Source organism: Bacillus sp. MYb78 (assembly GCF_002975115.1).
Lineage (GTDB): Bacteria > Bacillota > Bacilli > Bacillales > Bacillaceae_G > Bacillus_A > Bacillus_A cereus.
The window spans coordinates 18512-44438 of sequence record NZ_PCOB01000032.1; the positions used below are offsets into that span (position 1 = coordinate 18512).

Genomic DNA, 25927 nt, shown 5'->3' on the forward strand with positions numbered 1-25927 from the left:
GGATAAAGTGAATCTATTAACCACGATTCCACTGTTTCTCTTGCTGTTCTCACTAATATATTTAGTAGTGGATTATGCATTTGAAAGAAGAAATAATAAAAAATTTCAAATACATAAATATATAGGACGGTATAGGAAGAATGAGGAAAATCGAACATTTCTATTCATGCTCTTTGAACCAATTCTAAAGCTTAAAAAAAATTGGATACCTCAAAGAATGGAAGAGGAACTAAATATAAAATTAGATAAAGCAAATCTAAAGATTACACCAATTGAATTTTTGCTAAAAAAATTAGTAATATCAATATTTGTTTTCCTATTTGCGCTTATATATGCATGGATATTTCCACAATATAAGCTAATTATCTTAACAGTAGGCTTAATAATTTCAGCTCTGGTTTTCTTTTATGAAAACGTAAGATTGAACAGTATCATTAAGTCTAGGGAATTAAGGTTGGAGCTAGAGTTACCAGAGCTCATGATTCCTCTAGGGTTTATGCTTTCTAAATTTTCAGCCTTTGAAGCGACAAAAAGATCAATTGAGTACGCATCTGATAGTATAAAACCTTATGCAGAGGAATTGGTTGCTAAATTAGAACTGGAACCTGGTAGCCATGAGCCTTATATAGAATTTGCAAAAGCACTAAATATTCCATCCGCTTATCAATTTATGGTAGCTCTAGAGCAATCTATGAAGATGGATGAAGAAAAAAGTAAAGAAATCATAAATGCACAAATTGAAGTAATGCAAAAACTACAATCTGAATCTCATGATAAGTTAGTTAAAATGAGACCAGGATTAGTTTCTAAATATATTATTTTTGCTTATCTAGGCATGGTTATTTTAATTATGGGAATATCATTTGTTTCTATATTTGATAAATTCGTCAATCTGTTTTAATAGAAGGAATTAATAAATTAATAAATTGCTATATGCAATTATTATAAAAAATACAAACCAAAGGGAGAAATTAATTATGAAAACATTAGCAATCGAAACAAAAAAAGGAACAGGATTTTTAAACAAGGGAAAAGATCTATTAAGAAAAAGTAAATCATGGTTATTAAATGAATCTTCAGATGAAACTACAGATAAAGCAGTATGGATGTATATTGGTGTAGGAGTTGCTCTAGTAGTTTTAACAATTCTATTAGTAGCAATGAAAACAGGAACAGGAAATATCGCTGACTTCTTTGTAAGTGTTACAAAAGGATCTAAAGTAGAACCTTCAGGATGGGGAAAATAATAGAATAATATTAGTGTAAGTTATACAAGAGGGGTAGTTTATTATAACTACCCTTTCTTTTTAGAAAAAGGAGGCCGAGATTAAGTGAGTGAGGCAATACAGTATGTTTTATTTTTCATTGCGTTAATGGCAATAATTTTCTTTGGTGCTGAGTTTGCTGGCCATACTGTATATAATACAAAAGCGAATGAGCTAAGTGAGTATGCAGTAAGTCTGGCTGAACGTGAAGGAGAATTTTCACCAACAGTTATAGAGAAAGTAAAAAAGAAACTTGATGATTGGAATATGGATTCTGATAAATGGAAAATGGATTATACAAAAGGTAAAGTAGACTTTAACCAACCTTTAAATTTTAAAATTGAAGGTGAGTATGAATATAAAGTATTCAATTTGATTCAAAGTGGAGTCGGTGTAAAGAAAGTATCTATTTCAAGTACCCGTAGTGGTTTAAGTCAAGTTTATTTCAGACCCTAGTTTTTTTAATAGAGATTAGTGGTATAAAAATACATAGTTGTCCCTTTATAAGTGCTTTAAAGAACATGTAAGATACCTTATACTGAAAGGAGAATGAAAAATAGAAAATGAGGAATATGGTATGGATATTAAAGATTATAGTATAAAAAAATATAGAATTAGGCCCGAAGCAATGAAGCTAATTAAATATTTGAATTGGAAAGAGACTTCTCAAAAAGAAGAAGAGGATAAGTTTTTCTTAGATAAAATTGTGAATACATATTTCTCACAGATTTTGGCGGGACAAATTTTAATTCAAAAAGAAAAGATAAGTGGACGTAAAGATAGATCATTATTATTAAAAAACGATACTCATCAATTAATAGATAAAAAGCATTCCAAAGCAAAGTGTACAATGGGTGAGACGATAGAATTTAGCCTATTTATTTATGCTCAGGAAAATTTAACTTCAGAAGAATTAAAGATGAATGATTTAAATGCATGGAATATAACATATAGAAGGGTAAGAAAATAATATTATGTTCAAAAAAATATTAAATAATGTTGGAATGATACTATTGGGATCGGCAATTGCTATATGTTTAATATAAAGAATAAAAGCAGGTATTTTATAGTCAAACTATAGAATATCTGCTTTTATTTTTGTGAAAATGCCTATTTTCAGAAGACAAATAAAAAATGGGTTTTCAGATTCCTTTATATGCGTGTTTCAAAGGAATATCCATGGTTTTGGTTTAGAAGGACAGAAAATGTATTTAAACGAAGAATAAGAACAGTATAGATAATTCGATAATTTCACGTACCCTATTTTTCTATTTTTTTAACAATAACTATTTTCCCAGATGTATGGTTAATCTTTGGGATGAGGATACCTTTATCTAAAAAATCCTTCTTACTTTTTAATTGAGCTTGCACTAAATCCTCTATGGGATTTTTTTTAAATGTAAAACGCTTTTTAGATCGCTTATAATATTTCCAATAAAACGTAGTACTTTTTAACCGTTTATTTTTTTTAGCTAATGTTTTTAAAGAAAATCCTTTAATTTTTCCAGAAGAGCTATTAGCAACAATAAATTTATTTTCTTTATTATCATAGCCATATAAGGGAATCCAATGTGAAATCATAGATCCTTTTTTTAAGAATCTGTATAATTTAATCGGATTCCACCAGGAAATAGGGGTAGCAATGCTGAATAAGACAAAACAATTTTGTTTTTGTATGTCCTCAATAACACTGATATCATCTAAATAATTAACATCTTTAATTTTAATATCATAATCGATATTTTTATAGATGAAAGTATTTTTGATTTTATTAAGAAAGGAGATATACGATTCAAAATCAAAAAATTCACCTACAAAAGTAGTTCCTGTTTTAATATTTGAGTCATCTTTAACAATATTAGCCTCTAAGAATGAATACACCATTTTATCAGCTTGTTCCTTTGAAACATCTTTCTTCTGATTAATATGGTACATTCCATTTATAAAAGCATAAATTCCACAAGTGGGACCGGTTTGTTTAATACATTGAGCCATTAAGACCCCCCTTTTTTCAAAACGTTGATTTAAAAACAAAAGGCAGCCGTAATTCACAGCTACCTTTTCAATTATTTGATAAAACACCAGGTAAATTATGAAGCTAAACGTCCCTCAATTTCATCATATTTAACTTTTGCAGTTTGTAGAACTTTGTCTAATTTAGCTAAAATTTCATTTTCTTCATCAAGGGAGAGTGCTGATTCTTGACGGCTAAAACCATTTAATTCTACTTCAATAAGTAGTAATTTTTCTGTAATATCATTATGTATAGTGGAAGTATCATTGCATATATCCCTAATCTGTTTCGCTAGCTCACTATACTTACTTTGATAGTTAGTACCACGAGCTTGCATATCACGAAATTTTTCACTCCCAATAGTCCTTATTTCAGAAATACTAGTGGTGACCACTTGAAGTATTTTTTCTAGCTCAGATCTTTTTTTATGATCATTTAACTTATCTAGAAGAGCACTTGCTGTATTAGCTGCTGTTGAGGCTCTTTTACTGCTAAATGTACCCCATGCAGCAGAACCAATAGCAATGGCACTACTAACTATACTAACTGCATTATTAGTATTACTTACAATATCCCATACAGACATTACTAAATCTCTCTCTTAACATATTTGTATTTTTCCATACCTCTATAAAGCTCGTTAAACACTTCTTCCCAACGCTTGTTTTCCCAAAAAGCATAAGTAATAGCTTCAGCAAAATGATAACCGTGATCAGGCACAATAGCATTTATTTGCATTTCAAACTCATGATGAGACACTTGTCTACCTTCACCAATCATTTTTCTGTATTCGTCCATAAGATCCATTATTTGTGTGAATTGTATTTGAGTGAGATCGTAATCAAATACTAATCGTTCTACACTTCCATTGGTAAATAATAAATTTTGCTTAAATGTTAAATGTGCAACTTGTTGTTTTAGCTGTTCAATTTCATCTAATAGTGCTTTGTTTTCCATATATAGTTCCTCCAAATTATTTTGTATTTACTATGGTTTTTTTTACCCAATCATTATCTTTAATTTCTTCATCAATTAAATTTACAATTTCTTGTAGGGCATCATCTAATGTTTTAAAACAAGAGGGATTACAAACAGCTGTACTAACTTCTTTATTAGTTTCAATAATTTTAGCTTGAGCAGCATACTCGTTTTCATCAAAACATAATATTTCTATTGTGGCCATTGTTCTTCCAGCGACTACAATATTAAAATGTTTTTTCTCAAACAATTGAATTGGTAGTGTAGATTTAATATGTTTCATAAAATCATCCTTTCTAGAAAATGTTTATATTATTTATTATAAAGCTTAATATTTACATATACCATTTTTAATTATTTATTGAAATTAGGTTGAAAAACTCTAATATTGCTTATTAAAAACCAATGGATAAAAACGATAAATAATATTTATTATTTATCGTTTTTATGTGGAATTCTATTGAAAAACGATAAATAACAATGTATAATAGAATTATAAAAACGATAAATAACAAATTAGTTTTAGAAAGAAGTTAAAGGTATAATTAGTTAATGTAGTTTGTAAAAGAAATAATACATGACTAAAGTTTTTCAATTTATATATTAATTTACATTAATTTAATATATAAATTAAATAATTTATTCAAAAGGAGAGAAACAAATGCAGATAATTTTTGAAATGATTAGAGAGGGCCAAAATCCAAATAGTGAATTGAGCAAGCTTGTTGTCGAACCTTATATTGCGGCAACAGGTGTTAAACGAGAAGAAATTAACCTAAGCGATTTAGCAAAATGGATGGAGGATAAAGTGAAAAATGAAAGATAATAAGGAAATAACATATAACAAAGAAAAAATCATTACATTTATTGATGATATTTCTTTATTACAAGATAAACTACAAGAGGAACGAGACGAATTTAGAGCTAGTTGTTCTTTGATCAGGGAGTCTAGAAATATGATGCTTTATCTTGATAAGGAGAAGGTTAGATAGTCTAAAGTTATAGGTTTAGAAGCAGAACCTGGTTATTGGGAGATTGTAGAAAGGAGAAATGAAATGAAATGAATATATTTTCATTAATGCCAATTATTATTATGGCGTTTGTATTTCTATTCATAATGCTGTGCTTGTTAGTAAATGTGATTTTTCTTTATTTTGAAAAGGAATTACCTGATCCATTGAAGTTGGCATTACCAGGAATGCTTACGTGTCTAATTTTGCTTTTATTTCTTCATTTTATAAAATAAGTTATTTGTACAAATGTTGTTTACTAGATTTATCAAATTTGAATTTTGTATAAAAATGGAGGGAACGAAAATGAGAGAAGTTGAGTTTCGTGGTAAGCCTATCAAAGATTATGGTGATGCAAAATGGTTTTATGGAAGCGTAGTTATAAATTATGAAGATGAATTAGCTTATATTGAAGCTCCAGGTTATGGATGCGTTCCGATTGAATGGGAAACGGTTGGTCAATACATAGGGCTAAAGGATAAGTATGGTAAGAAAATTTATGAAGGTGATTTATTCTATTGGCGTGATACTTTACGACAAGTTGTATATAGGGAAGATAAAGCGGCATTCATGGCTAAAAGAGTGCAAGGTAAAAGTAATAATGATTTTTACTTTTATATGTGGAATTTACAAGATTTATTAGAACGAGTTGAAGTAATAGGAAATACCTATGAAAACCCAGAGTTTTTAAGAAACTAAACCAAAGTGTTATTGTATTACAATTTGAATTTTGTAGAAAAGTAGGGATGAGAGTAATGAAAAAATATGCAGTTGGGGTTTGCCCTTACGATGAGGATAATGTTGTAAAAATAGTTGAAGCCGAAAATGAATTATCAGCAATGGTAAAGGCAGTTGGTAATAACGAATCTTGGGGCATTGTTGAAGAGGAAATACCTTTTGATACTGTCGATGAAGGTATTTCATTTTATTTACAAGGTGATTTATCTGTGTCTAAACCTGTTGAAATTTAAAATAAACCTTTTTATTTGTATAAACCATTGAGGAACATATTAAATATTGCAAAGAACAATTACAAAAAAGTGGAGTTCGATTAGTACAAAATTGAATTTTATGCATTTTTTCCACAATAGGAGGCTATAAAATGGAGGCAATACAAGAATTAATATTAAAGTACGATTGGAATTTACTATGTTGGGAAGATAGATATAGTAGAGGTATATGGGCTATTGTTGCACCTGATCCAAACCATACATATGAAATAAGAGAGATTACAGATGGTGAAGGTATATTAAGTACGGCATTGAGTTTTTATTTCTGTAATGAAGGTTCATGGCTCCCTGTTTCTAATGGAAGTAATCTAAAGGATGTTTTAACGAAGCTTGATGACAAAATTAAACCGATGATCGGTAACGATATATGGAGAAGTAGTGTATATGACACACTTCAACATTTTATTGAGGAAGAATATAGTAATTTCGGTTTGGAAATTGCTCTTAAAAATAAAGTGAAGATTTTATTAAAACCAGAGGAATTATAACGGGTTATGGGAAAGCTGGATATTTGGAGAGAGGAATGATAATTTTGAAAAAACCAGTAAATTCTGATGAAACTACTTCTTGTTTTTGTTGTGACAAGTCTATTTTAATAAACTCAGCAAAACTTATGGATGGACTTTATTGCTGTAACAACTGTTTTGAAAAGCGTAAAGACATAATATTTAGACGTAGAACATCTAAAATAAATTTATTTCTTGTAGAAGACCAATTAACAAAGTTAGAAGCTAAGAGTAAAGCAAAACTAATTTCTCCGGATGAAGATGTTGAATACTAGTTTTTATCAAATTTGAATTTTATTAAAAAACAGATGGACCAACACATGGGTTAAATCCACCTTCAGGTGGGGGTACTATTGCCCGTTAATGCGGGTAAGGGTTGTTTTACCAGCACTAGTTGGTCTTGTCAGTCCAGTTCCAACAAGGTTAACAACCTATAGATTTTGAAATTTATTAAAAAGGAGAATGAAAATGAAATTATTAATTGATGTTTATTATTGTGAATCATGTGAGGAAGAATTTGCGGTAAATAAGGATAGAGAAGTGGTATGTTGTCCTCATTGCGAAAGTCAAGATATTGAAAAATCATATACAGGTTCTCATTCAAGGATATAAAGGTATTTCTATACAATTTGAATTTTATACGAAAATGGAGGGTAACAGGTGGAAATTATTAAAAGACCTATTCAAAACATAAAACAAGCTGATTGGGGTGTAGTTATTTGGATGAGTGCATGGACTTCTTTGATTGCACTCTGGGTTATTCCTGCACAAGCATATACAAGTGTTGGTGAGTCCATATCATTTTTATTCTCTTTAGACTTCTATTCAGTACCTACTGTATCAGAAAGTATATTAACAAACATGCAAAACAAAACAATTAACTTATTAAACATAGGAAAAGTAGTATTTTGGGTTATGACTATGGCTATGTTGTTCATGTTCTTATTTAAGAAGCCTAATTCAAAGTAAGACAATTTAAATTTTGCAAAGAAATGAGGGGATGAATCATGAATAAATTTCAAACTATGAAAGATTTGAAAGAAGAACTTAGGAGCAATGTTTTATGTTCGTTTCTTATTTTAATGGGTGCAATTATCAGTATTATTTTTGGTAATTTAACTAAGAATTTGTTTGATACTAATGTCTCTGTGTGGCTATATATTATAGCATGTTATGTAGTTCCTTTTATTTTCATGATATTAGAATTTTGGTTAGTTGTAAGAACGAAACGAATTGTTAAGGAAATAAACAATTTACAATAAAATATCATTTAAAGATGATGGGGGAGAATGACAATTGTATAAGAAGGAGTTGGAAAGTGAATATGGCAGCAGGAATGATAAAAATTTTTCTAGTGTTTATTGGAATCTTTATTTTAAGTACATTAACAATGATATGCTTTTATTTTTATAATAAAAGTAAGGAGAAAAAAACAAATTACTTAAAGGCTCTTATTGGATCACTAGTTGGATTAATAGCATCATTAATAGGACTTACACTTTGTAGGTTTAATCAAAATAATTTCAATTATATATACTCAAAATTTCAGGATGAATATCTAATAGAATTAAATAAAAATGTTTTTTTTACTGGATCTAGCGATTATGGATTACTATTTTTACTGTGTGTTATTATCTTTATTATCTTTTTTTATATCGGATCTAGAAAAAATTAATAATATTGTTTTATCAAAAAATGATGTTCAAATCAGAAAGGAATAATAATATGAGTGAATTATATAACAAACGTATTAAGCAGGCTTATGAAAATGCAAAAGGATCTATGGAGATTGAAGGTTTCAGATTTACAGAGTCTGATGAAAAATTAATTATCGCTTATCTGAAAAAAGAAATCACAAAAGAAACATTTATTAAAATTGCGAGGGAGCGTGCTAGAAAACATGGTAAATAAATCTCTTTACACATACGATGGCACGGATGTTTTAAAGAATAAATTTGGTATTAAGGATCAAGCGGAATTAGAAGAGTTAGAAAAATTGATAACCACGGCCAAAATCGCTGAATTAGAAATTAAGCCAATCCCAGGTAATTTTGATCTTGATCATCTTAAAAAGATACATAAACATATTTTCGAAGACATTTATGAATTTGCTGGCCAAATACGACAAGAAAATATAGCAAAAGATTTCTTTTCTTTTGGCGATGCTAGATTCATTGAATCAGGGGCAAAAGAACTATTTGGTCAACTAAAACAAGAAAATTACTTGAAGGTTATGAGTCCAGAAAAGTTTTCCGAAAGAGCAGCTCATTATCTAGCAGAAATAAATGTACTACATCCTTTCCGAGAAGGAAATGGTAGGAGTCAACGTGAATTCACTAGAACATTGGCCAAAAATGCTGATTATAAAATTGAATGGAATAGAGTTTCCAAAAGAGAAATGATGGATGCGATGATTAAATCCCATGTAAATACAAAAGAACTCGAAAATCTTATTAAGTCAGTGGTAACACCAATACAAAAGAACCCTGAAAAAACAATGATTAGAAACCAAAATAAAAGTTTGGAAAGGGGATAAATCTATATGCAATCAGACTTTTTTAGTCTAAATAAAATCTTAATTTGGATTGGCATAGGAATGTTGATATGTTTCTTTCTAAAAAAAATAAGTAATTATATTAGCAATTGGTTCTATCTAAGGAGATTATATAAAGGCAGCGATATATCGAAAAGTAAGTGTGAAAAATTTTATGTGGGTGAAATTACGAAAGAAGATTTAGGGGAATGGGAGAAAACGCTTAAAGACTTAGATGTCTTAATTCCTTTATCTAATCGTAATGGATCTATACCAGCTATTATAAATTATGATTTAGGCATAATGTATTCTACATCTAAAGAGATGTTTTCAGAGTATCTCACATTATATCATCCAGAGCATGAAAAAATAAGATTTCAATCTGAACAACTAACAGAGCTTAGAGAAAGAATTCTTCAAAAATATCTATATGAATTAATTTATGAATCCTTGAATTGTTTGGATAGTGAATTAGATAATGTTCATAATATAAAAGAGCAAATTACCAGCATAATAGATATTCAAAATAGTAGTAAGCTTTATATTGTATCAAAGAGTTGTGAAGCGACTTCGAGTGAAGAATTAATTATTATACTAAAAAAAATCAGCCAGTATGTATCTTGTACCAAATTTGAAATATGGCACAAAAGATTAAGTTTTTGTATGAAAATTGCTGAAGATAATCAACGTTTAACAAGAGAGGGAAAATAAATATGTATATGACGGTAGAAATTAACATGCACTTAAATAGAAAATTATCACATAAGGACACGACTGCTATAGCAAAGAAGCTTGGCGACTTTGGAACGATGGATGATTATGTGAATTTTGAAGGGGATTCACTTATATTTAAAATGACTAAAGAGAAAAATAGAAAGTATATAACTAAACTGCTTTCTTTTTTAGAACAATTTTTAGAGGATACGGATGTAAACAAAATAGGAATGATAAGTATAGAAGCAGAAGAAAATAATAATCTTCTCATTTATGCCTTTAAAAAGCACATTTTTATTACTATTGAAGGAATCAAAGAAGGGAAAAGAAGCTATAAAATTTTTGATGTGAAAGGCAATGAATATAAGTATAATATGGAAGGAACAGAACAGGTTCCTATTGAAAATCATGTGGCTGCAACATATTTTTTACATTATTGTAAATAAGGATTTTAAAGTAGAGAGGATTAAAATAAAATTCTTCACTTTTTCTTACTAAAAGGAAAAACATGTTCCTTAGAGAACATGTATAATAAGAACAGTAAGAGAAGGGAGAAGAACACATGAGCGAACAGGGATATTGGAGTAAAGAGATCTCTGAGCTATTACAAATTGGGGATAGTACACTGAGAAAGTGGTGTATTGCTCTAGAAAATCAAAAATATATATTTATTCGTGGCCGAAATAATAGTAGGGCTTTTGTTGATAAAGATATTATTGTTTTGAAACGAATGAAAGAACTTGTACAAGAAAAAAGTATAAATTTAGAAGTAGCAGCACAAATATTAGTAGCAGGTATGAATCCTGAAGAAAGAACAATGGGCGTTCCTGAAGAGGAACGCCCTGGAAACTATCTACAGACCATAAATATAGAAGTTCAAAAGCTAGAACAGATATTAGAACAACAAAAACAGCAAGAAGATTTTAATAAAGCACTTTTAAAAAAACTTGAAGAACAGCATAAATACTTTGAAGAACGGATGAACGAACGGGAAAAAAGGGCAGAAGAACGAGATAAGTTACTCTTACAAAATATAAGAGAAATGCAAGAAACAAAAAAATTGATAGCATCTAGTGAGCAAAAAAGGAAAGGTTTTTTTAGCAGGTTGTTTAGAAATACTTAACAAAATATCTGAGATGAGGGGAGAAAGAATGGAAAATAATACAGGAAGTATTGCTTTCTCGGATTTATCTAAGCTAAAAGAAGAAGTACAAAATGAGAAGCAATATTTAGTAGAAATATATAGAATCACCTTTGAAAATTTTTTAATTAATGTGTTTACAGCGGAACAGTTAAAAATTCGAATACAAGAAGCAATGAAAAAAGAGAAAAATGAAGTGACGTTTAGTTTTAGTAATATAAAATTTCCGTACTCCATAAATACTAATACATTTAGCTTTCAATACTTGATAAAAGAAACCTTTTTTTATAAATGGTTAATGTTAATGAAGATAGCAGTTATAAAAAAAGAATTTAAACAGTATAAAAAAGGGATTAATCAAATTTTTGAAGTACCTACTAAAAATGAGCTTACAATACAAGAAATTAAAGAAACTGTTTTAGACCAGAGTAAAAGATGGAATTTAATTCTCAATGAATTAAAAGCGGCTGGTATTAACAGTACAGTGGTAATTGAGGACAGTAGTACAATTATCTTAAAAATGAGTTGGTAAGCTGTAAAGAAATAGATATACCTATAAAGGAGTATTCATGTAGTTATTAGCAGATTATAAATAGAGAATAAATGAAGGTGATACCTTTAGGGAAAGGTAATGTTAGGTGATTGTTTTATGGAAAATTATATAGTTTGGTTAAAAGAACAAGGAAAAAGAGAGAATACAATTAAGCAATATGAAACTACATTAAAAGAGTTTATTCAGTGGTATGAAGATACAAATGGGGTTGTATTCCAGGGAGAGTCGATTACACCTATGGATCTTCAAGAGTGGAAACAATTTCTAATGGAAGTTGCAAAAACAAATAGTGGAAAACAATTATCTGTTTCTACAGTTTCTACAAAAATTGGTCGAGTAAAACCATATTTCAAATTTTTATATGAAACGAATAGAACGCAGACAAATCTAGGTGCAATGGTAAAACAACCTAAAATTCAAAATAAAAATGATGCTAAATGGCTTGATCGTATTTCTAAAAATAGGCTTATGAGGTACCTAGAGGATGTTGAATTAATTAAGAAAAATCCTTGGAAAAACTATAGGAATTTGGCAATAGTTAATATAATGTTACAGGCTGGATTAAGAGTCAGTGAGGTTTCCAAATTAAAACTAGATGATATTGAAGATGGTTTTATTTCTGTACGGGATGGAAAAGGTGGAAAAGCCAGAAAGATTCCTATGAATTCAGATGTAGTCAATAGCATTAATAAATGGAAAGAACATAGACAAATACATCAAGCTTTTAAAGAAAATCAAACAGAATATCTTTTTGTCTCTCAAAAAAATGGTCCACTATCAGTTGTAGGAATAGAAAATATCTTTAAGACAATTCGTAAGCATACGGGATTGGAGGAACTAACACCGCATGTACTTAGACATACTTTTGGCCATGATTTAGTACAAAAAGGTATTCCAATTTCATATGTAGCTGAATTGATGGGACATACGGATATAAATACAACCAAAATTTATGTTACAGCTGGCCAGCAAGAAAAACAAGAAGCTGTAGAAAAGTTAGCCTCTGGAAAGTATACAAAATAGTTTCTCTACTTAAAAGGTTGTAGTACTTGGAAATATTTCAGTACTACAACCTTTTAAGTAAAATAAATTAAAAGCAAGAAACCTTTAAATTATCACGGGGGAAGAAATGAAGGTGGAAAAATGACCGGTAATTTTCTTGTAGACAGTTTTATACTTATTGCATCGGTAGGATATTTGAGTTGTATTTTATACAAGCTAATTATAAATATAAGTGAAGATGAACATGAATAATTCATTAACACCTAATTTTATAGATAAAAATACCTAATTAATTAATTTTTATATGGTATAATATACCCAACATAGTTCTTTAAAGAACTCTATTTTGCAAATAGCTTAGAATATCTAAATCTAAATTTATTTTTTGAAAAGGAGTAATTTAATTGAGAGATATTTTACAAGTGAGAGAAATTTATAATGTATGACGGTGCTTTTTTTAGAGGATGTTTCAATGGTTTAAAACTAGTTGCTCCATTTTGGTTGATTATTGGTTTATTAGTTTATATGAACATCCAGTAATGGATTATAAGTAATTTTTAGGAGGTAAATTGATGGGAAAAACATTATTTATTGCAGAAAAATATAAAGTAGCACAGAAACTATTAAAATCTCCACGTTTCAAAAATTTAAAAAAGGTAAATGGCACAATGCCTTACTATGGTTATTTTGAAAATGAGGACTATATTGTAAGTTGGTGCCAGGGCCATTTATTAAGATTAAAATATCCAGAAGAAATTGATAGTAAGTATAAAGAATTTGATTTTGAACATTTGCCAATTCTTCTAGAACCACATCTTAAAGTTATAGAAGAAACTGAAGAACAACTGAATATCTTAGTAGAACTATTAAATAGAGAAGATGTTGATTTAGTGGTTAACTCATGTGATAAGGACAAGGAAGGAGAATTAATCTATCGTGAAGTTTATAGCTATGCAGGCGTAGATAAAAATGAAAAAAGGATATTTACAGCATCATATGAGCCAGCAGAACTAGAGGCAGCGCTAAATAACTTGTTACCAGGAGAAGAGTTTGATGCGTTAGCATCGGCAGCAAATGCAAGGCAGTATTTAGATTATGCCCTTGGAATCAATATAACCAGGGGATGTACAACTAAACTAGCTAATAATCAATTTTTATTAAGTTCTGGACGAGTACAAATGTGCTTACTTAATGAAATACGCCAACGTGAAATAGCTAGACAAAATTATAAGGAACAAACTTCTTATAATTTAAGAGTCTTAACAGCTCCAGGATGCACAGCTGTAATGAAAACTGAAGAACAAATTTTAGACTCAGCTCCATTAATACAATTAGCAACTAGAATTAAAGATACACAGTTAGTCGTAAAAGAATTTAGTGAAAAGGAAAGAAAAAAACAATCTAAATCACTATATAATTTAACGGATATTTACAAGGATGCTTTAGCAAAACTAAAGATCAGTCCTGAAGTCGCTAATAAACATATTCAACATCTATATGAGGAAGGATTTATTTCTTATCCTAGATCATCATCAAGACATTTACCAAGGGAACAAGTTAATAAAGTAAAAGAAATAATCACTGTTCTAGAAGAATCTAACTATAAAGAATTTGCAAACATGATTGATATTTCAACGGTTTCTGAGAAACATTCATCATTTAATGATGAATTAGTTAATAGTCATTATGCTGTTATTCCTACGACTAAAAAATATGATGGTGCAAATAAAAATGAACTAGAGCAAAAACTATACGAACTTATTGTAAAACGATTTATTAGCAATTTTATGCCGCCTGCTATATATCTTGTGCGTGAAGCATCCTTTGTTGATCAAGAAGGTAATGAATATGTATCAAAGGAAAGACTTTTACAGGAAAAAGGGTTTTTAAGTGTATTCCAAGAGGATGAAGAAGAAGACGACGTAAAAGAATTTAAAATCCCAATGCTAAGTGAAAATGATCGTTTATTAATTGTTAATCATGAATTAATAACATCTAAATCTAAAAAACCAGCATTACATACGGAAAGTACAATGTTAACTTTTATGGAGTCAGCCGGAAAGAAATTAGAGGATCAAAACTTGAAAGAATTAATGAAAGGAAAACGTATTGGGACTGTAGCAACAGAAGCTAAATTCATCCCAACCTTAGAAAATAGAGGATATATTGCTATTGAAAATGGGAAAATTAGTACGACTGAGATTGGAAGAGCATTTGTAGACACTTTCCCAGTAGAACAGGTAAAAAACCCTGAGTATACAGCGGAATTAGAAGGTATGATTACATCCATTGAAAATAAAGAAATGGACTATAACGAATTTGTCTTGCAAACAAATTCGTTTGTAGAAAAGGTAGTTGAACAGTTAGGGAATATAGATAGTAATGTGGCAATTAGAATGGTAAATACTCATAATAAACAAATAGAAATATGCACTTGTACATGTAAAAAGGGAAAAATCATTAACAAAGGAAAATTCTATGGATGTAGTACTTATCCAAATTGTGAAATGTCTATTCCTAAAAAGATAAAGGGAAAGAATATTCCAGAAGAACAAATAAAAAAACTTTTTAAAGATAAAAAAACAGATTTAATTAAAGGGTTTGAATCAGAGAAGGGGAAATTTGATGCATATCTAGCCTTTCATGAAGGAAGGGTGCGATTAGCACTCCCTACAATAGATGAATTATCATTAGGCAGATGTCCAAAATGTCAGAAGGGTAAAATTCTTTCAAAAGAAAAATTTTATGGATGCAGTGATTATAAAAATGGTTGTGATTATTCCTTTCCTATTAAATTAAAGGGAAAACTCATTCCTAAAGCACAAATAAAAAAATTGTTTAGTGGGCAAAAAACAGATTTTATCAATGGATTTCAATCTGAAAAGGGAGAATATACGGCTGCCCTACAATTAAAGGATGGTAAGCCAACATTTATATTTCCTACAATAGATGATCGTACATTAGGTAAATGTCCACTTTGTAGAAGCAGGGTACTTGTAGGAACAACAAATTATAAATGTGAACACTATAATAAAACATGTGATTTTAAGATTAACGGAACATATCTAGGTAAAAATATTACAAATAACCATATAAAAAAATTATTAGAAAAGAACTTAACAGATATGATAAAAGGTCTCAAATCTAATAAAACAGGTAAAGAATTTGATGCCCGATTATCATATAGCGTAGCACAAAAGCGGTTAACATGTATTTTTGAGAAATAGGATACCAGTTTATATTTTCATATTGCTAGATAAAGGGAGTTTGAAAAATGTTGAGATCTAGTTATTGTACTTCGATAGGATACCATATTGGTAACCTAGAAGTTGAAATAGTCATAGATACAAATTATCAAACAAAAGAAGAAGCTGAAAAATTGGAAAATAACACTTCTCTTCACCAGGCAAAGTTAGATAAAGAAAAACTAGTAATAAATGATTCAATTATTATAAACAAAGATGATATTGATAGATACCAGTTTAGATTATGCAAAGTATGGAATCCCATTATTTCAGCTACAGATTTTGAAGCAGTTTCATGGGATGAAGCAATACAATATTTATCTAAAGAATCTGGATTCAATATGTTCAATTTGGAATCTTATTACTTTGAAGTCCATAAGGGGAAGCATATAGTAACTAAGTAATAGGGGGCAAAGGAATGAATAATAATACTTTCATAGTCAGTCCTAGTAAATTTGGTGTAAGAAGAGAATATCTTATCCCAAGTTTACTATTGGAACAAAAAAAGAGCTTAATTGTATTTGATAATAACGTAAATAACTCATATGAGTATACAAATAAACAAAAACAGGAACAAGGATATCTAGTCTTTAAATACGATGTATTTGATGAAGAACTATATATAAAATTGCAGCAACTACTAACAGATAAAAATAATCAAAAATATATATTCTATATTCAGCAGGGAGCTTTTACATTAAACCAGGAATTTAGAACTAAAAATGGAAATGAAAAAATGGGAGAGTTATTTCGAATGATTCTAGAAGAAAGTACAAACTCTGGAATACACATTTTTATAAAAGATTTTCTTAGACATGATCCTGAGAATAAAGAGTTACTAAAAATCCTCAATACTGGACGGAGTAAAAAAATTAGTGTAACTATTATGGAATATTCTTATAAAGAATGTATTGAAGTGGTTAAGAATTGTTTTTCAAAAATATTTGTATTTGGAATTATGGATATAGGCGATGCAGAGTACTTTAGTAAAGCATCTAATAACCTCGTTACATCCGTAGAAATGATGTATATGCCTGATAATAAAGCGTTAGTTTTATTATCAAATAAACCTCCAAAGATTGTTGAAAAAGCAATGGCTTATAAAATGTAAAGAGTATAAGATTTTTTATTATTAACATACAAGTAAAAGAGAGATAGCAAACGCTATCTCTCTTTTATGTGAGTCACTATATAATAGGTAAATCAGCTAAATAATTTAATTTATAAAAACTGAAAATTCTGTATATTTTTTAGAAATATTTATAATAAACTTACTTAATTTTGTTTTTGTTACTATGTAGTAAAGGGATGAGATGAGGAGGGATTTTATGTATACAGCAACCAGTAATGAGAAGGTTATGGAATTGTTAAATACTTGGTATATAGAAATGAGAGCTAGACGTATAGGCAATGCCCAACGTCTAAAAGAGAAAATAGATATTAAAATTCAAAAATTAAAAAATGAAAAAGAAGAAGCGTTACAAGATCAAAATTTATTGTTGTATTATTCTTTATTGGATTTCCGATACAACTACTTAATAGACAATTTAGGTATATCAAAAGATAGTTTTGAAAAAATTAATTCTTTTGAAGCTCCAGGAGATAACTTTCTAGCATATTATTATAACTTCTTTAAAGGTATCCACTCAAACGAATTAGGAAATTATATTGAAGCAAAAGAACACTATGAAAAAGCTGAAACTTTTTTAGAATATGTTCCAGACGAATTAGAGAAAGCAGAATTTTATTATAAATTAGCAACATATCATTATGATATCCAGCAAGCTCTTTTATCTATTAAATATGCAACTAAAGCTAAAGATATGTATATTCACTATTCAGGATACGAAATAAATGTTGCCTTTTGTGACAATATTTTAGGTCTATCTTGTACATATCTTAAAGAGTGGGAACTTGCTGAAGAACATTATACTGCTGCTATGAGTCAATTTCAAAAGATTGGTGAAGAAAAGTTTATTATAATGATCCGACACAACTTAGGCTGGATGTATGCGACTCAAAACCTATCAGTCTTAGCTATTCGTTACCTATCTGAAGTTGTCGAAAAGTCCCCTAAACATTATAAAGCAATATATGTTAAGGCAAAGGAGCACTTTAAATTAAATCAAACAGAGTTAGCAAGTGTATTAATAGAAAAAGGCCTGGAAATTTGTAATGATTTACACCAGGAAGAATATAAAAATCGTAATTTAATTTTAAGAGAAATGAACAATAATTCACCTGCTGAACAATTCGAAAGGGTAGTATTGGAAGGGATTAAATATTTTGAAAGAGAAGAATTATATTATAATGTCCAGGAATATTATGAAGCGCTAGCAACCAAATTTTATGAAGAAGACGGACATTCTAAAGCAAGTAAGTATTTTCATTTGGGTTTACAGGCAAGAAAGAAAGCATTTGATAAGGAGGCATTAAAATGAAGAAAACATTAATTAGTTTAATGGGGATCGTTACAATTTTAACTTTTACAATAGGTTTATCTAATCCAGGAGAAGTTCAAAAGTTTATTCAGACTAAGGTTGCTGCATCCGAAGGCGACTATGGAGGGTAATAATTTTTCAGAGGTAAAGGAAATGGCTTTATTGTTACTTAACTAGGGCTCATGGCACGGGATGTACGGCAGTTGCCTACATTCCGTAAGCCACCGCTCCACCTTTACTCAACTCGATAACTACAGATTGTAGAAAAAAGATTAGCTGGCAGCTGCAGCTAATCTTTTTTACAATCTGTACGTTCCTGAGTTTCGCTTAACAAGGTGGACGGAGCGTAAAACCCGAAAAACAAAACCTAAACCCTTTAAAGGAAGCCAGGCTAGTGCCTGGCAAAAAAAGTACCTGGTATAGCAAGCCCATCCCCACCTGACTTTGAACGTGTGGGACCCCGAACCCTTCACGCTCAAAATCTAGGTGGGGAGCTCGTCTGTCAAGGGCAAGACAAGAAGCGGAATAGCCCAACTCTTACTGCTTTTGAGTTTCGTATGACCTACTCGTCATGCTTCCTCGTATCCCAACTCAACTAACAAAAGACTAGTAATCGTATAGCCTCTCCCACTTCCCTTGACAGACGAGCTCTGGGCTTGCTGTTAAGCTTCGCACCCCGTCGGGAAAAATAATTCCCAACGGGAAGGATAATACCAGGTATTTTTTTAAAAGAAAAAACAAATACCCCAATGGGCTATTTGCCTAATAACAAACAAACGTTAGCCCATTGGATCGCTAATATGATTAAACAATAGTAGATACAGCTTGTTTATAGATAAGTTGTTGTTTTCCATTAACGATCATAAGTATAGTAAATTTGTCTACACCTACAATTCGTCCTGTCATACGCACACCACTAATTAAAAACAGTGTAATTTCTTTTTTTGCTAATTTTAATTGCTCATATAATTCATTTTGAATATCTTTCATTTCAGTATTATATCCCCCATTCTAGTAATATTTACAATATAAATAAAATTCTATCGTTTAATTCTTACTATGGCCACTAAGAATTAAAACATGAAATATTAAACTAAATCATTTTCGTGATATTATTTATCGTTTTTATATAAAAACGATAAATAATACTGTATTTTTTAGGGGTATTATGCTATAATTATATATGTAAGGGAAATAGAAAAATTGAAAGGATTGAATAACTATGAATGAATTATCAATTGTTAAAGAAACAAATCTTATTATTTTAGAATCACCAAAAAGATATGTGAAAGCATTTGAGGAAGAAGCTACAACTAAAGTGGATTCAAATAATATGGATCTTACAAAAAACCAGTATAAATGTTTTTTAAATGCTGTTACAAGTTTAACATTTTTATTAGGTGAAGCACTGACACAAGAACAAAAGGATAAAATTATTAAAACAAGGCAGAGCATAATTAATATAGCAGGGGAATTAGGTTATAACCGCCATGAGATAGTTAGATCAGCATTATTTTATAGTGAAAATAAAGCACTTTTTAAAAGTGTATTATAGTTTACCTCTAACATATACCAAACCGATATAACGGAGGATGGAAATGAATATATTCGTTGTTGCAATTTCATACAATCTTAGTGTTAGTCAAAAAGGAAGGCAAGTATATGCGGAAGTATTTACTACATTTAAAGAAGCTTTTGATTATGCTAAAGATGAAATCTTTGATTTACAAGATGAAGGGATCGAGGTTGATTATAGAGAGGTTATAAATGATGAGTTAAAAGATAGAGAACATAACTTATCATTTTTAGTACAAGAACTAAATGGAACAGATTTTATACAAGTTACGATTAGACCTAAAAAGATATAGATAAATATAGAGATAAAAAATAACAAACAAAATAACAAATCATTAAGAAAAAAAGAGGCCATATATATGAACCAAATAAACGTAGTATTTAAACGTAGAGCTGTTACAGCAACAGTAGAAATTCGTCATAATAATTTTTACGTAGAATTCAATCATTTAACGGGATATCTGTATATTTGTAAATTTGAAAGAGGAATTTCATATTCAAGGTCAAATGAAGTGAAAATATACAAGGGATACATTAAGTATTCGGCTGATAATCCATTTGGAGCGATTCCTACTATTGAAGAAATGTTGAAGAAAAGTGACCTTGGTACAATCAGAATAGCAAGAAATTATGTAGAGGCTTATTATGTGGGCCATAATGAACAGTTAGAACATTTGTATCCAATTATAAAAAATGATTTATCTGTATATAAGGGTGTTTTTGTTGATGGATTAACAGTTAGAGAAGTGATAGAACAAACAGATTTTGATATGTTAAAGGATTTTAAGATGTTTAAAGTAGAACGTGTTTGGGATGCAATTGAACCTCATTTAATGAAAATTGAAGAGATGTTCTTTACAGAAATATACACATTCTTCAAAGGGAATTTTTTCAAAGTGAATTATAGAGATATTTGTACGAAGTTCTTTTCATAATAGAATCCCTCCTTTTTTTAGAAGGGGGATAAAAGGAGAAAATAAGATGAAAAAGTTTATATATATTACAAGTATTTTAATAGGCGGTTTATTAGGTAGCTATATATCACTAACTTACGCAAAGGATGCAACTTTATTTGAAAAAGCAGGAATGTATTTCCTTATTTTCCCTACAATCATAAATAGTTGTGCAAAATTATGCTATAAAGAAATTACTGGAAAAGGAGAAAAAAATGAAACATTATTTTTTCCTACGGTACATTGTGCCATTTGTTGGACAACACTATTGTTCTATATCAATATAAAATTGAATTTCCATTTTGTTTTAACATTAGTTCTAATAGTAAATATAATCGTTTGGGTAATTCTAACAATTACAGCATGGAAGCGTAAGCAAGAAAAGTTAATTGCAATAAAATAAAAGAAAATCAAAAATCTTTGACTTTAAGATATACCAAATAGATATAATAAGAAGTTGTAATTTAAAAAATGGAGGACTTTTTATGAGAAAAGTAAAAGTTATAGTTAATACACTAGAGGGAGAAGCTGGGAGAATTGCTTTTAAAGATGTTGGGTGCGCCGATGCCTTTATTATGGTAATGAACAGAGAAGCTTTAAAAACCAATCAATTAAATTGGAAAATTGAAGTTGAATTGGTTTTACAAGAAGAAGATTCTCGAAAAATTCTTAAATTATTTTATAAAGTTAATGAAAATAATGATGATTCGCCGATTCAGGATGAACTAATAAGAAGTTATATCCAAACCAAGAATGAAATGCAAGAAGAAAAGGATTTACAAAAAATTAAGGAACTAGAAGAACTAATTAAAAAGTATAAGTCTATTATAAGAGAGCTAATCCCTAATATTTTATAAATAATAATTCGAATATCATTATATAAATCTAAAAAGCTCTTATAATATACAAATTTTAAAATAGTAACATATTAGAAACCTGTTAGAATGGCCAACTGGAGAACAAATTATATCTTTGAGATCCAGTTGGTTGCAACAGGAAATAAAAATACTAAATACTATGAAAGGTGTAATGAATATGGGGGATTTTTTAATTGGTTTGTTTAGTGTTATAGTTGTATTAATCATATTATTCTTATTTTACATAGGAATAAGTTACACAAAGATAGTGGGAATTGTATTTGGAGCTTTTCCACTTGCATTGATTTTCTTATTTTTATTATATAAATTTTTAGAAACTACAGGTCAGCTTGTTAATGAAATATATAATAATGCAGGTGTTAAAGGAATTATAATAGGAGTCTTTGGTTTTTGTTTTATACTAGGCATAGTTGGATTGATAGTTAATGCTAATGAAAAACAAATACGTAAAGAAGAATTTTGATTATAAATTTATTTATATGGATTAAAGGTTATATAAATATAAAAAAGGGTGTGTTTTGATGGATAAGATACATGAAGTAGAAATGTTGGAAAAGAAGAGGAAATCAAGCCTTAGACAAACGACCCTTACTATAGTATTAGTACTTATATTGGGAATAGTTATAGAATATTTTTCTTTTTTTGCTGATTTATTTGGGCTTATGGGAATAGAAGGTTTTTTAAAATTCCTTTTACAAATTATATTTTTGGGGTTAGGAATGATTAGTGTTTGTAACTTTCTTATACTTCTTACAATAATTCATCAACTTGATAAAAAAAGGGACGATATTAAATCAAGTAAAACTTTATTATAAATAATAATTTATTAACTGTATAAAAAAGGATCACCCACCTGGGATGATCCTTTTTTATACGCCAGGAAAGAAGCGGCTCAATAGGAGCCGCTTCTTTTTATTTGAAAGGTTGGCATCGAGCCAACTTATGGAAATGCTATGCTATCGCACAGCATCTTTATTTAGAAGGTTAAGCGTCAAGCTTAACCAAACTAGAAACCGCCCTGTTCTCCCTTAGCATAACAAAATACCACTCCATGCAAGGGGCAAAAAATTTCTTTTCCACTTTTCTTCTTCCGTGTTTCGTTTGTCCTTTCGCTGCGCTCCGAGTTTTGATATTTCATTTTATCAAAACTCTCCACTTGCAAAAGCTCAACTCAACATCGAAAGCGTTCCAAAGAAATTTTTATGCTAATCCCTTGCATTCCGTTCTCCCATTTTGTTCAGCACGGTTCGAACAGGGCGGTAAAGAAAAAAACTAAAAGATTAAAAGACTAAAAAACAATATCGAAAACTATTGGAGGTTTTACAAAATGTTAAAAATAATTGAAAAGTCATTCGACTTATATCTATTAAATGAAAAGGAAGGTGAGAATATAGTAGAATGCATCTTACATTCTTATGAGCTATTCGGTGAGGTCGAAAAGAATGATGAGTATGTCGGTCATGTACTAATCACAATAGGGAAGCGCAAACCGTTTGATTTTGCCATTTGGAAGAGTGATTATGAACCAGGGGGAAATTGGACTAATCATTATGTGTGCTTACCTACGATGCTAGAGGAAAATGAAGATGATGAGCTAGAAATTATACCACTTGGTGATTTATTAGAAGGTATGGAAGAGGAAAATGATTTCAAAGATTCAGCAACTAAGGGGGAAGACCACATCGCTATCAAGTTAAGCTTATGCAAAGTCAATTTTAGGCGAGATTGTTTCTTTTTTCTAAGGAGCAAGTATAGGTGATTGAAAGATTTGCATACGAAATAAACCCTACCGGGTTTCACTTTTTTGAATTAAGCGGCTTGATTATCAGACATAGAATTGTAAACGACACCTAATATATCAAAGACCGTTTTTTTCTCATATCGATGAGATTTCCGCCCGTTTTGCTGTAGAAGATTGAACAGACGAAGTAACACCTTTGATAGCTCTTGGGTGTTTTTCTGTATAGTTTGGAATAGAAGAAGAAAATAGTCTTTAATCATATATATGGCTTTATACTCACTAAGCTCTCGTTTTTTCTTCATGAGGAGCAATTGGCGCATTTGAAACATGATAGAAGAACAGAGTAGAATGGCAATCAATTGACCATATAAATGGCACTCTAATCGTTCTGCTTTTATCTTTTTACAATGATGAATTTGAAAGAATGACTTCCACGTTTTAAATAAAATTTCGATTTGCCAACGCAAAGAATACCAGTCATGTACCTGTCCCATAGGGACAATATCTGTAGGGGTGTTTGTCATATATACATTGATACCGCTGAGTCGTTTACTACGAGGAGAATACTTCATTCCTTTCTTTTTTTCTCTTACAGCTTGATCTTGTAATCGTTTTTGTTGCTGTTGTTTTGTTAATCGATGAACAATTACACGAGCTGGCACTTTATCATTCATTCCTACATAAGCATCAGCTACTTCACACGTTTGTCCTGGTTGAAGGGAGTTCATTAACGTCTCTATATCTATCTGTATATACTCTGTACCTTTCTTAATTCTTCCATCTTGAAAATAATCAGGGTTAGGATTTTTTTGATACATACGTGTGTTCGACTTGATACGAGAGATATAGTAGGCCTCTTTATCTTGTATATATTGAAGGTCTTTTAAATGAAAATAACCTAAATCTCGGATACATAAATCATTTGCTGTCACAGTTGGGGCACACAAAGAGCCGTAAGTGCGATCATGTTGTTTACCTGGACCTGTATGAATATGAAGGAACTGTCCACTTAACAAATCATACTCAAGTTGAATTTTTATCCCAGCTGTATGGCTACATCCTCCTGCACCTGGATAAACCGATGAAAATACATCAGGGAGTTGAAATGCAGTTGAATCTAAAATACGAATACGCTTAAAAACAGAAGTATATGGAGAAGAAATCGGTATAGATGAGGTCAATTTTCGGCTTAGTAGTTCAGCTAGTATGTGTTGTAGAAATTGGACGGCTGCTTTATTAAATCGTTGGTTCAGTCCCTCGGGACTGATGAGCACTTCTGTCGAGGCTTCTAAACAGCTAGATAACTGAGTTAAAGACGTCGTAGCGATATTTTGGTTCATCCATACACATAAAGCGACTAAATCTTTTGCTTGGTACTTACTGGTTCGTTGTACGAAACCAACATCTCGAGCAAGATTCCGTAAGGTATTTGGAGATAAAAAACGTTGAATCTCTTGAGCAAATAGTTGTAATTCATCAGAAACAGACATAAAAAACGCCATCCTTTCCTATGATTCTACAGAAAGAATAGCGTTTTTTTCTCTTTATGGATACATTTTTTTAGCTCGATAGCGATGTGGTGTTACCTCAAATATAATTATTTTATTTGAAGGTCCCTTTTAAATTTTTATTAAATCTTTTCATAGGTTGATATACAAGGACGTGTAATGATAAACCTATCACTGCAGTAATGTTCAAAATAATACTTATAATCATTAAAGACCATTCTATAACTGGAGAAAAGTATCCGTTCGTGCTTAATGTAGAAGAACTGATACCTAGTAGTAAAATCACTATTAGTAAAGGTAAGTTTTTAACCAATTTGAATCCCCCTTTTAAATATAATATCTTTATATTATTATATCACACTGGATTATGTAATTAATATAAGATAGTTATCTATGAGAATTTAACATATTTTCTCTTTTTGGGGGTGACCTACTTCTTTAGCTTGATAGCGATGGGGGAAGACCAGCATGACAAATAAGCAATCTGAGTTATTAAATAAATTGGCTAGTGTTCTATTAGAAGTCAGCGAAGAGTGTGAGAAAAATGAAGATTTTCATAAAGAAGTCATACACTTAAATTTTTTTAGTCGCTGTATTGATGAAATAGCTTTAGACATTAAAAATCAATCTTATTACAAAAAAACGATAGTGGCCAATTGGACATTAAAAGATATGGAAAAAGTTCTTTGTGAGAAGGCTATAAGATATATCTGTGAGAACAATGTATTTAAAATTCATGATGTTAAATACTTAAGATATAAAGAGGGTAAATTTATTGGGTATGAACAAGAGACTAAGGAAAAAGTGTAAATGTCAAGATAAACATGTACATTTTCGCTTGTTTAAGCATGTACAAAATC

General features: G+C 30.1%; 42 protein-coding genes. 35 read left to right on the forward strand and 7 right to left on the reverse strand.

Annotated features, from left to right (window positions below):
* Positions 1–7 precede the first annotated feature (7 nt).
* From CQ064_RS30795 to CQ064_RS30810, 4 genes are all read left to right on the forward strand, one after another.
* Positions 8–901 carry a hypothetical protein gene (locus CQ064_RS30795; RefSeq protein WP_001050939.1) on the forward strand — a complete coding sequence of 298 codons (894 nt, stop codon included), beginning with the start codon at positions 8–10 and terminating at the stop codon, positions 899–901.
* A gap of 76 nt (positions 902–977) precedes the next feature.
* The gene (locus CQ064_RS30800; RefSeq protein ID WP_000853325.1) at positions 978–1247 is read left to right on the forward strand and encodes a hypothetical protein; all 270 of its coding nucleotides are present in this window, start codon (positions 978–980) and stop codon (positions 1245–1247) included.
* 84 nt (positions 1248–1331) lie between these two features.
* The gene (locus CQ064_RS30805) at positions 1332–1721 is read left to right on the forward strand and encodes a DUF4320 family protein (protein WP_001287332.1); all 390 of its coding nucleotides are present in this window, start codon (positions 1332–1334) and stop codon (positions 1719–1721) included.
* A 121-nt stretch (positions 1722–1842) separates the two neighbouring features.
* A complete protein-coding gene (locus tag CQ064_RS30810) occupies positions 1843–2235 on the forward strand; it encodes a hypothetical protein (RefSeq protein ID WP_000351728.1) in 393 nt (130 codons plus the stop codon).
* Positions 2236–2525: 290 nt separating this feature from the next.
* Here CQ064_RS30810 and CQ064_RS30815 read toward each other — a convergent pair whose 3' ends face one another.
* From CQ064_RS30815 to CQ064_RS30830, 4 genes are all read right to left on the reverse strand, one after another.
* On the reverse strand, positions 2526–3260 hold the full coding sequence (locus CQ064_RS30815; protein WP_000035978.1) for a hypothetical protein: 735 nt from the start codon (positions 3258–3260) through the stop codon (positions 2526–2528).
* Between the two features lie 95 nt (positions 3261–3355).
* A complete protein-coding gene (locus CQ064_RS30820) occupies positions 3356–3865 on the reverse strand; it encodes a hypothetical protein (RefSeq protein WP_000118032.1) in 510 nt (169 codons plus the stop codon).
* Positions 3866–3867: 2 nt separating this feature from the next.
* Positions 3868–4236 carry a hypothetical protein gene (locus CQ064_RS30825; RefSeq protein ID WP_000428062.1) on the reverse strand — a complete coding sequence of 123 codons (369 nt, stop codon included), beginning with the start codon at positions 4234–4236 and terminating at the stop codon, positions 3868–3870.
* 16 nt (positions 4237–4252) lie between these two features.
* Complete coding sequence (locus CQ064_RS30830) at positions 4253–4540, reverse strand: hypothetical protein (RefSeq protein WP_000680543.1); 288 nt, start codon at positions 4538–4540, stop codon at positions 4253–4255.
* A 378-nt stretch (positions 4541–4918) separates the two neighbouring features.
* Here CQ064_RS30830 and CQ064_RS33800 point away from each other — a divergent pair, with 378 nt between their 5' ends.
* The 22 genes from CQ064_RS33800 (at position 4919) to CQ064_RS30930 (ending at position 18543) form a co-directional block, all read left to right on the forward strand.
* On the forward strand, positions 4919–5083 hold the full coding sequence (locus CQ064_RS33800) for a hypothetical protein (RefSeq protein WP_001165641.1): 165 nt from the start codon (positions 4919–4921) through the stop codon (positions 5081–5083).
* Entirely contained in the window at positions 5073–5249 is a 177-nt protein-coding gene (locus tag CQ064_RS33805) for a hypothetical protein (RefSeq protein ID WP_000654323.1), read from the forward strand. The genes CQ064_RS33800 and CQ064_RS33805 overlap by 11 nt, the downstream gene beginning before the upstream one ends.
* Before the next feature lie 324 nt (positions 5250–5573).
* Positions 5574–5966, forward strand: coding sequence for a YopX family protein (locus CQ064_RS30840; RefSeq protein WP_001209422.1), 393 nt, complete (start codon positions 5574–5576; stop codon positions 5964–5966).
* Between the two features lie 56 nt (positions 5967–6022).
* The gene (locus tag CQ064_RS30845) at positions 6023–6238 is read left to right on the forward strand and encodes a hypothetical protein (protein WP_000759646.1); all 216 of its coding nucleotides are present in this window, start codon (positions 6023–6025) and stop codon (positions 6236–6238) included.
* Positions 6239–6369: 131 nt separating this feature from the next.
* Positions 6370–6765: a hypothetical protein gene (locus CQ064_RS30850; RefSeq protein ID WP_000387432.1), complete on the forward strand. Its 396-nt coding sequence runs from the start codon at positions 6370–6372 to the stop codon at positions 6763–6765.
* Between the two features lie 35 nt (positions 6766–6800).
* Positions 6801–7058, forward strand: a complete 258-nt coding sequence (locus tag CQ064_RS30855; protein WP_000584743.1) for a hypothetical protein — start codon at positions 6801–6803, stop codon at positions 7056–7058.
* A gap of 193 nt (positions 7059–7251) precedes the next feature.
* Positions 7252–7395: an FmdB family zinc ribbon protein gene (locus CQ064_RS33810; RefSeq protein WP_000770710.1), complete on the forward strand. Its 144-nt coding sequence runs from the start codon at positions 7252–7254 to the stop codon at positions 7393–7395.
* A gap of 48 nt (positions 7396–7443) precedes the next feature.
* Entirely contained in the window at positions 7444–7752 is a 309-nt protein-coding gene (locus CQ064_RS30860) for a hypothetical protein (RefSeq protein ID WP_000402623.1), read from the forward strand.
* A 38-nt stretch (positions 7753–7790) separates the two neighbouring features.
* A complete protein-coding gene (locus tag CQ064_RS30865) occupies positions 7791–8045 on the forward strand; it encodes a hypothetical protein (RefSeq protein ID WP_001032088.1) in 255 nt (84 codons plus the stop codon).
* 62 nt (positions 8046–8107) lie between these two features.
* Positions 8108–8458: a hypothetical protein gene (locus tag CQ064_RS30870; protein WP_003272627.1), complete on the forward strand. Its 351-nt coding sequence runs from the start codon at positions 8108–8110 to the stop codon at positions 8456–8458.
* Positions 8459–8508: 50 nt separating this feature from the next.
* Positions 8509–8694, forward strand: coding sequence for an antitoxin VbhA family protein (locus CQ064_RS30875; RefSeq protein ID WP_001293228.1), 186 nt, complete (start codon positions 8509–8511; stop codon positions 8692–8694).
* Positions 8684–9319, forward strand: coding sequence for a Fic/DOC family protein (locus CQ064_RS30880; protein ID WP_000247595.1), 636 nt, complete (start codon positions 8684–8686; stop codon positions 9317–9319). The genes CQ064_RS30875 and CQ064_RS30880 overlap by 11 nt, the downstream gene beginning before the upstream one ends.
* A 6-nt stretch (positions 9320–9325) precedes the next feature.
* Positions 9326–10027: a hypothetical protein gene (locus CQ064_RS30885; protein WP_001190270.1), complete on the forward strand. Its 702-nt coding sequence runs from the start codon at positions 9326–9328 to the stop codon at positions 10025–10027.
* Between the two features lie 2 nt (positions 10028–10029).
* Complete coding sequence (locus tag CQ064_RS30890; RefSeq protein ID WP_000282021.1) at positions 10030–10476, forward strand: hypothetical protein; 447 nt, start codon at positions 10030–10032, stop codon at positions 10474–10476.
* A 116-nt stretch (positions 10477–10592) separates the two neighbouring features.
* Positions 10593–11153, forward strand: coding sequence for a DUF3967 domain-containing protein (locus tag CQ064_RS30895; RefSeq protein ID WP_000003056.1), 561 nt, complete (start codon positions 10593–10595; stop codon positions 11151–11153).
* Positions 11154–11181: 28 nt separating this feature from the next.
* Positions 11182–11703: a hypothetical protein gene (locus CQ064_RS30900; protein ID WP_000430093.1), complete on the forward strand. Its 522-nt coding sequence runs from the start codon at positions 11182–11184 to the stop codon at positions 11701–11703.
* Positions 11704–11820: 117 nt separating this feature from the next.
* The gene (locus tag CQ064_RS30905) at positions 11821–12747 is read left to right on the forward strand and encodes a tyrosine-type recombinase/integrase (RefSeq protein ID WP_000432941.1); all 927 of its coding nucleotides are present in this window, start codon (positions 11821–11823) and stop codon (positions 12745–12747) included.
* A gap of 551 nt (positions 12748–13298) precedes the next feature.
* Positions 13299–15953: a type IA DNA topoisomerase gene (locus CQ064_RS30910; RefSeq protein WP_000520758.1), complete on the forward strand. Its 2655-nt coding sequence runs from the start codon at positions 13299–13301 to the stop codon at positions 15951–15953.
* A gap of 47 nt (positions 15954–16000) precedes the next feature.
* Complete coding sequence (locus tag CQ064_RS30915; RefSeq protein ID WP_000946495.1) at positions 16001–16375, forward strand: hypothetical protein; 375 nt, start codon at positions 16001–16003, stop codon at positions 16373–16375.
* Positions 16376–16389: 14 nt separating this feature from the next.
* Positions 16390–17082 (forward strand): type IV secretory system conjugative DNA transfer family protein, encoded by a 693-nt coding sequence (locus CQ064_RS30920; protein ID WP_001063951.1) that lies wholly within the window; start codon positions 16390–16392, stop codon positions 17080–17082.
* 217 nt (positions 17083–17299) lie between these two features.
* The gene (locus CQ064_RS30925; RefSeq protein ID WP_000287771.1) at positions 17300–18412 is read left to right on the forward strand and encodes a response regulator aspartate phosphatase; all 1113 of its coding nucleotides are present in this window, start codon (positions 17300–17302) and stop codon (positions 18410–18412) included.
* A complete protein-coding gene (locus CQ064_RS30930) occupies positions 18409–18543 on the forward strand; it encodes a hypothetical protein (protein WP_000751811.1) in 135 nt (44 codons plus the stop codon). The genes CQ064_RS30925 and CQ064_RS30930 overlap by 4 nt, the downstream gene beginning before the upstream one ends.
* A 673-nt stretch (positions 18544–19216) precedes the next feature.
* Here the strand turns inward: CQ064_RS30930 and hfq are convergent.
* Entirely contained in the window at positions 19217–19402 is a 186-nt protein-coding gene (gene hfq, locus CQ064_RS30935; protein ID WP_000651963.1) for an RNA chaperone Hfq, read from the reverse strand.
* A gap of 232 nt (positions 19403–19634) precedes the next feature.
* On the opposite strand from hfq, the gene CQ064_RS30940 reads away from it, so the two are divergent.
* The 8 genes from CQ064_RS30940 to CQ064_RS30975 all read left to right on the forward strand — a co-directional run bounded on the left by CQ064_RS30940 (position 19635) and on the right by CQ064_RS30975 (position 23577).
* Positions 19635–19967, forward strand: coding sequence for a hypothetical protein (locus tag CQ064_RS30940; protein WP_001004370.1), 333 nt, complete (start codon positions 19635–19637; stop codon positions 19965–19967).
* Positions 19968–20010: 43 nt separating this feature from the next.
* Positions 20011–20280: a hypothetical protein gene (locus CQ064_RS30945; RefSeq protein WP_001020422.1), complete on the forward strand. Its 270-nt coding sequence runs from the start codon at positions 20011–20013 to the stop codon at positions 20278–20280.
* A 66-nt stretch (positions 20281–20346) separates the two neighbouring features.
* Positions 20347–20922, forward strand: coding sequence for a hypothetical protein (locus tag CQ064_RS30950; RefSeq protein ID WP_001071855.1), 576 nt, complete (start codon positions 20347–20349; stop codon positions 20920–20922).
* 46 nt (positions 20923–20968) lie between these two features.
* Positions 20969–21343: a hypothetical protein gene (locus CQ064_RS30955; RefSeq protein ID WP_000713590.1), complete on the forward strand. Its 375-nt coding sequence runs from the start codon at positions 20969–20971 to the stop codon at positions 21341–21343.
* Positions 21344–21425: 82 nt separating this feature from the next.
* Entirely contained in the window at positions 21426–21797 is a 372-nt protein-coding gene (locus tag CQ064_RS30960) for a hypothetical protein (RefSeq protein WP_001233378.1), read from the forward strand.
* Between the two features lie 160 nt (positions 21798–21957).
* Entirely contained in the window at positions 21958–22281 is a 324-nt protein-coding gene (locus tag CQ064_RS30965; RefSeq protein ID WP_003272604.1) for a hypothetical protein, read from the forward strand.
* A gap of 58 nt (positions 22282–22339) precedes the next feature.
* Complete coding sequence (locus CQ064_RS30970) at positions 22340–22633, forward strand: hypothetical protein (RefSeq protein WP_000357794.1); 294 nt, start codon at positions 22340–22342, stop codon at positions 22631–22633.
* A gap of 512 nt (positions 22634–23145) precedes the next feature.
* Complete coding sequence (locus CQ064_RS30975) at positions 23146–23577, forward strand: hypothetical protein (protein WP_000912542.1); 432 nt, start codon at positions 23146–23148, stop codon at positions 23575–23577.
* 50 nt (positions 23578–23627) lie between these two features.
* On the opposite strand, the gene CQ064_RS30980 is transcribed toward CQ064_RS30975, so the two are convergent.
* Positions 23628–25049, reverse strand: a complete 1422-nt coding sequence (locus CQ064_RS30980; protein WP_000116413.1) for an IS4-like element ISBth4 family transposase — start codon at positions 25047–25049, stop codon at positions 23628–23630.
* 112 nt (positions 25050–25161) lie between these two features.
* Entirely contained in the window at positions 25162–25380 is a 219-nt protein-coding gene (locus CQ064_RS30985) for a hypothetical protein (protein WP_000240401.1), read from the reverse strand.
* A 155-nt stretch (positions 25381–25535) separates the two neighbouring features.
* Between CQ064_RS30985 and CQ064_RS30990 the strand changes: the two genes are divergently transcribed.
* Positions 25536–25877: a hypothetical protein gene (locus CQ064_RS30990; protein ID WP_000182642.1), complete on the forward strand. Its 342-nt coding sequence runs from the start codon at positions 25536–25538 to the stop codon at positions 25875–25877.
* Positions 25878–25927 lie beyond the last annotated feature (50 nt).